The 6,040-nt window shown below is 71.4% G+C and carries 5 protein-coding genes; all 5 read right to left on the reverse strand.

Annotation, left to right across the window (positions count from 1 at the left end):
- Positions 1-328: acyl carrier protein (locus tag ACQKIP_RS37315; protein ID WP_427745154.1), on the reverse strand; the 328-nt coding region annotated here is incomplete at its 3' end.
- A 74-nt stretch (positions 329-402) separates the two neighbouring features.
- A complete protein-coding gene (gene fabD, locus ACQKIP_RS37320) occupies positions 403-1,422 on the reverse strand; it encodes an ACP S-malonyltransferase (protein ID WP_365863162.1) in 1,020 nt (339 codons plus the stop codon).
- Between the two features lie 209 nt (positions 1,423-1,631).
- Entirely contained in the window at positions 1,632-3,503 is a 1,872-nt protein-coding gene (locus tag ACQKIP_RS37325; protein WP_365863160.1) for an AfsR/SARP family transcriptional regulator, read from the reverse strand.
- A gap of 227 nt (positions 3,504-3,730) precedes the next feature.
- Positions 3,731-4,915 (reverse strand): FAD-dependent monooxygenase, encoded by a 1,185-nt coding sequence (locus ACQKIP_RS37330; RefSeq protein WP_365863158.1) that lies wholly within the window; start codon positions 4,913-4,915, stop codon positions 3,731-3,733.
- A gap of 6 nt (positions 4,916-4,921) precedes the next feature.
- A partial coding sequence (locus ACQKIP_RS37335) for an MFS transporter (protein WP_427745155.1) occupies positions 4,922-6,040 on the reverse strand: 1,119 nt, incomplete at its 5' end.

The following is a 6,040-nucleotide window of genomic DNA, read 5'->3' on the forward strand; positions in this document are numbered from 1 at the left end:
CGTCCGCGGTGAGCGGCTCGGTGAGCCGCGTGCGGTCGAACTGCGGGAGGACCCGCTCCAGGTGGCTCAGGCCGGTGTCGTTGACGACTTCGTTCTCGTCGCCGAACTCCTCGTCGGGGATGCCGCCCTGGAGCAGGTCGCCGATGTCGGCGACCGTGACCTTGCCGCCGCCGGCCCGCTCGATGCGGAACAGGATGTCCAGGAGGTCGATGGACTCGGCGCCCAGGTCGCCGAGGAGAGTTGCCCCGGGAAGGACCTCCGCCTCCTCGATGCCGAGCGCGTCGGCGATCGCTTCCTGGACGGCGGGGGGCAGCGCGGTGGTGGTCATGGTGTTCCTCTCGGTTTGCGTGTGACGTGCGGTGGTGGTGTGTCCGTGTGGTGCCGCGGGTGGTCCGGGCGGGGTCAGTGCGCGCCCGCGCGCAGCAGGGCGGTGATGTGCCGGGCGTCGTTCGTGCTGCGCACGGTGGCCTCCGGGACGGTGTGCCGGGCGAAGCCGTTGAGCACCCGGCCGGGTCCCGTCTCGACGTACGGGCCGAGTCCGGCGGCGCGTGCCGTGTGCAGTACGTCGAGCCAGCGCACGGGTCCCGCGAGCTGGGCGCGCAGCAGTCGGCGTGCCTGCGCGCCGCTGCGCACCCATGTGCCGGTCACGGAGCTGAGGACCGGGATGATCGGGTCGGCGAAGGAGCAGCGGTCGAGGGCGGCGGCGAACTCCGGCTCGATCTCCCGCATCAGGGAGCAGTGGAAGGGCGCGCCGACGCGCAGCGGCACCACGCGCTCGGCGCCCGCCTCCCCCGCCCTGCGGCCGGCTTCGGTGACCGCGGCGAGTTCGCCGGAGATCACGGTCTGCCACTCCTCGTTGTAGTTGGCGACCTCCACGACTCCGGGGATGTCCCCCTCCCGGCACAGCGCCTCGACCCGGGCGGAGCTCAGACCGACGACGGCGCTCATGGCACCGGGGACGCGCTTGCCGACCTCGGCCATCAGCGCGCTGCGGCGCAGGACGAGGCGTACGGCGTCCTCGGGGGCGAGCACTCCCGCGGCGACCAGCGCCGTGTACTCGCCCAGGCTGTGGCCCGCGACGGCGGCGGGCGTGAACCCGTGCTCCCGGCGCAGGACTTCGTACGTGGCGAGGCCGACCGCGAGGACCGCGGGCTGGGTGATCTGCGTCTGTGCCAGTTGCTCCGCGGTGCCGGACACGCAGATCTCGGCGAGCGGCGCCCCGAGTGCGCGGCCCGCCTCCCGCAGCACCCGTCCCGCGGTGTCCGGATACCGCGCGAGGAGGTGCTGTGCCATGCCGGGCCGCTGCGAACCCTGGCCCGGGAACATGGCGAGCGCCGAGCCGGTATGCGGGGGTTCGGCGGCCGGGTCGCGCCGGGCCGCCTCTTCCTCGAGGACGCCGGGCACGGGAATCGTGAATGACATCTGCCCTCCTGTCTTTCTGCATTTCCGGTACCAAGGGGCCGTACGGCTTTTTCGGCCCGCTCACCCACCTTCGGCCGCCCACCCGGGAGGGAATCTTGAGGGCACCTTGAAGGGTTCCGGAGGATCTGGAAAAGAGCAGAAGGAACCCCGGCCTGCGGCTGTCCGCAGACCGGGGTCGGGGAGGAAATAGTTCCGTTTTCGTTCCGGGATCAGCGTCCGGCAGGAGCGCAGCTCTCTTCCCGCTCCGCCATTTTCCGGGCGAATAACCAGCGAAGCCCGCGGATGCGGTAGTGAACGGTGCCGTGTGAATCCACTCCCGCGACGTCCAGGAGATGGGCGTCCACGAGTTGTTCGAGCACCTCCTGCGCCTCCTCCACGGAGAGGCCGGACATGATCTGTTCGGCGGACACCGAATCCGAGGCCGGACGGGTGCCCAGGCGCGCGAGGACGGCCGACGCCATGGGGGTCAGCTGGCGGTACACGCTGGTGAGCCGCGCCCCGAAGTCCAGCGACCCGTAGGAGAGCGTGTCCAGCCTCCGTTCCTCGTCGAGCGCACGCTCCACCGTGATCCGCAGCGACCAGTGCGGACGCGCGAGGAGGCGGTTGCTGACCGCGCGCAACGGCAGCGGCAGCCCCTCGCACAGCTCCACCAGCTCGCGGGCGGCCGCCGGTTCGGCCCTGACACGCTGCTCTCCCAGCAGGTCCCGGAGCAGCTGGAGGCCGTCCTCGTACGACAGCGGGCCCACCGGCAGGACGCGGGCGCCGACGGGACGCAGCGACGGCCTGCGGCTGGTCACCAGGACGCCGCAGCCCGGCTCGTTCGAGAGGAGGGGCAGGATCTGCCCGTCGTCCGCGGCGTCGTCCAGGACGAGCAGCATCCTTCTGCCGCGCAGCCTGCACTGATAGAGTGTCACCAGTTCGTCGAGGTCACGGCCCTCGCCGGGCTCGGCCCCCATGGCCCGCAGCACGCGCAGGACCGCCGTGGTGCCGCTCAGCGGCCGGTCGCCGCTGCCCCGCAGGTCGACCAGGAGCGTGCCGTCCGGATAGTGCGCGCCCATCCCGCGCGCCACGTTCACCGCGAGGGCCGATTTGCCCACCCCCGCTCCCCCGACGAGCACGAGGAGCGTCGGCCGTGACCGCTCCTCGGTGCACGCCCGGTGAATCAGTTCGCGGTACTTCTCGCGTCCCGAGATGTCGGCGACGTTCCCCGGAAGCAGGCTGGGCCCGGGCGCCGCCGTCTCCCGCGGGCGCGCGCCGTGTTCCTCCTCGGCGCCGTGCGGCGGGGCGGCCACGGCCTCCGCGCGGGCATGGACCGATTCCGGCGGCGCGGGCAGCGTCCCGGCGAGCGCCTGGCGGTGCAGCTCCCGCAGCCCGTGGCCGGGATCGGAGCCGAGCTCGTCCGCGATGACGCGGCGCGCCCGCTCGTACTGGCTCAGGGCCTCCGCCCGCTGCCCCGAGTGCAGCAGGGCCCGGATCAGCTGCTCGTGCAGGAGTTCGGCGAGCGGCTCCTGCAACAGGGCATACCGCAGCTCGGAGATGACGGTCGCGCTGCGCCCCGCGTGCAGCTCGGCCTCGGCCCATTCGGCCAGGGCGTCGTTCTTGAGCTGCTGGAGGCTGTGCCTGAGCCGGGTGGCCCAGGCGTTGTCGAGGCCGGCGAGCGCCTCGCCCTTCCACAGTTCGAGCGCCTCGCCCAGGACGTGACAGCGCCGCGGATCGTGCGGATCCATGGCGCGGGCGCGGGCGAGGCAGCCCCGAAACCGGTGCAGGTCCACGTGTGCGGGCGTGACGTCGAGGCGGTAGCCGGACGAGTCGCGAAGGAGCCGGATGGGGTGGCCGCCCTCGGGTTTGGCCGACGCGAGGATGCGGCGCAGTCGCGCGATGTACGTGTACACGACGCTGCGGACGCCGTCAGGCGGATGACCGGCCCAGACGCGGTCGATGAGTGTGTTGATGGAAACGGGTTGCTGGGGCTCTATGAGGAGAGCCGCAAGAAAACTACGCTGGCGTGCCGGGCCCAGATCGATCTGCTGGCTATCTATACGCAGTTCAACAGGCCCGAGCACTTGGAATGCGATATTCATCCGTAATCCCCCGTGGCGTGAATTATTCGCAATTTCGCAAGCCCTGAGCACCTTCTGGATTGGAGCTGTTGTACGGATTATCGCAGAAGGGGTGCTCGGCACAGAGATCGAGCATCCTTTCGCGAGGTAAATCACACGCAAAAAAATGTGCGGTCCCCCGTGGGATCCGGAGGACCGCTTCCGTCAATTCTCAACGTATGCCACACCGTTCCATACGAACGCTTCCGTCACACCGCGGGTGACGTGGCCGCGGAGGCCCAGCGTGTGCCGTAGCGGGCGTCGGCCTCGATGGCCTTGAACGCACCCCTCTCCCACCCGGCCCGCATCAGGACCTGACGGGCGCCGACGGCGACCGGATTCGACCAGGAGCCGAGCTTCCCGAGAAGGTGGGCGGCCTTCTGCATGGATGCCGTACGCGGCTTGCGCTCCTTCTCGTAGGCCATCAGCGCGGCCGGCACGGTCTCGTCCGCGCGCAGCCGTTCGGCCAGGATCACGGCGTCCTCGATCGCCTGGCAGGCCCCCTGTCCGACGTTGAAGGACATGGGGTGCGCGGCATCGCCCAGGAGCGTCACGCGCCCCTGGCCCCAACTGGCGTCGGGGGCACGGTCGACGATGTCGCTGCGGATCACCGTGGATTCGTCCGTCGCGGCGATGATCCGCTGGACGGGGTCGGCCCAGCCGAGGTGGCGCCGGGCGATGGTCTCCAGTACGCCGGGATCGTCGGCGCCGCCCGCCGGGCCGTTCTCCACGCTCATCCAGTGCACCCGGCCCGGCGCGATGTCGTAGTAGACGAAACGGGTGCCGCGCCCGAAGATCGAGCGGAAGCTGCCCGCCGGGATCGTGTCCGGGCCGAGTTCGGCGATGCCGCGCCAGGCGACACAACCCGCGTAGCGCGGCGGCGAGTTGCCCAGGAGCTGCGCGCGGACGGCAGAGCCGACGCCGTCGGCGCCGACAAGCAGGTCCGCGCGGTCGGTGCTGCCGTCGCTGAAGCGCGCGGTCACTCCCCGGGCGTCCTGGTCGAATCCGTCGAGCGCGACACCCGTGTGGATCGTGGTGTCGGTCAGTCCTGTCCGCAGGACTTCGTGCAGCGCCGACCGGGCGATGGCCACGGTCGGCTGGCCGAACCGGTCCGCGAACTCGCCCACCGGCCAGGAGGCGAGCAGACCGCCGCGCCAGGTGCGGAATTCGCAGAACTGCTGCACCGGGGCGGTCTCGCGCACCCCCTCGGTCAGACCCAGGCTCTCCAGGGCCAGCATGGCGTTGGTCCACAGGTGGAGTCCCGCCCCGCCCACGCGCAGTTCCTCGGCGCGTTCGTAGACGGTGGCCTTGATCCCGGCCTGGTTCAGGGCGACGGCGGCGGCGAGACCGCCGATGCCTCCCCCGGCGATGATCGCGTGCTGTGCGGTGGCCATCGGTCGTCATTCCTTTCCGTGGGCAGCGGGGTGCAGGGGTAAGTCACGTGCTGTGTTCTGGCCGTTGTGGCCGTTCTGGCCGTTCTGGCCGTTGTGGCAGTTCAGCGGGTCGGGGCAGGGAACGGGGCGGTCGGCCCAGCGCTCGGCGATCAGCCCTCCGGCGATGCGGAAGGTGAGGTCCTGGACGGTGTGCACCGCGCCCTTCGTGCCGGGCTGGCTCAGCAGCCGCCTGGTCGGCCGCCCCTGGAAGTGGACCGTGACGTGCACGGTCTCGCCGCGGCTCTCGATCGCCTCGATGCGGTACGCGAGGTCGACGTAGGCGCCGCGCACCTCGGTGATGCTGTGGCGGACCCCCTCAAGACCGGCCGGCGCGCCGGGGAACGGGGCGTGGTCGACGGCGTCGGGGTGGTAGATCTCCTCGATCGCCGACAGGTCCTGCCCGTCCAGGACTTCGTCGAACAGCCGCCGTACGACACGGCGGTTGGCCTCGTCGGGCCCGGCCGCCGGGGCCGCCACGGGGGCGGGCCCGCGCGGGATGGCGAGGGTGAGCGCGCAGGCGACCGCCAGTACGGCGGCGCCGATCCAGAGCGCGGGCACGAGGCCGTCGGTGAAATCCCGCGGCGAGCCGTAGCCGCCCAGTGCCGCGAACACCGCGCCCATCAGGGCCACGCCCAGTACGCCGCCGAGCTGGCGCAGCGCGTTGTTGACCCCCGAGGCGATGCCCTCCTCCGCGGGGGCGGCGCGGCTCATGACGAGGCTGGCCACCGGGGAGAAGAAGAGCGCCATGCCGACGCCGATGAGGACGAGCGGCGTGACCAGGACCCCGTAACCGCTGTCCGGGCCGATTGCCGCCGCGAGCCAGACGAGGCCCGTCGTCTGGCAGGCCATGCCGATGGCGACCACGGGACGGCTGCCGATCCTGTCGGAGAGCGCACCCGCGAGCGGTGCCACGGCGATGGGCATCGCCGACAGCGGCAGGGTGCGCAGGCCTGCCTCCAGCGGGGAGTAGCCCATCACCATCTGGAGGAGCTGGGTCAGCAGGAACAGTGATCCGTACAGGCCCACGAACATCAGCAGGCTGGCCGAGTTGACGAGGCTGAAGGACCGGTCGCGGAAGATCCGCAG

The sequence above is a fragment of the Streptomyces sp. NPDC059900 genome (genome assembly GCF_050270335.1).
GTDB lineage: Bacteria > Actinomycetota > Actinomycetes > Streptomycetales > Streptomycetaceae > Streptomyces.

Bases quoted from the DNA above. Each gene is read 5' to 3' on its own strand.
- ACQKIP_RS37330 (WP_365863158.1), bottom strand. From the start codon at position 4,915: ATGGCCACCGCACAGCACGCGATCATCGCCGGGGGAGGCATCGGCGGT.
- fabD (WP_365863162.1), bottom strand. From the start codon at position 1,422: ATGTCATTCACGATTCCCGTGCCCGGCGTCCTCGAGGAAGAGGCGGCC.
- ACQKIP_RS37325 (WP_365863160.1), bottom strand. From the start codon at position 3,503: ATGAATATCGCATTCCAAGTGCTCGGGCCTGTTGAACTGCGTATAGAT.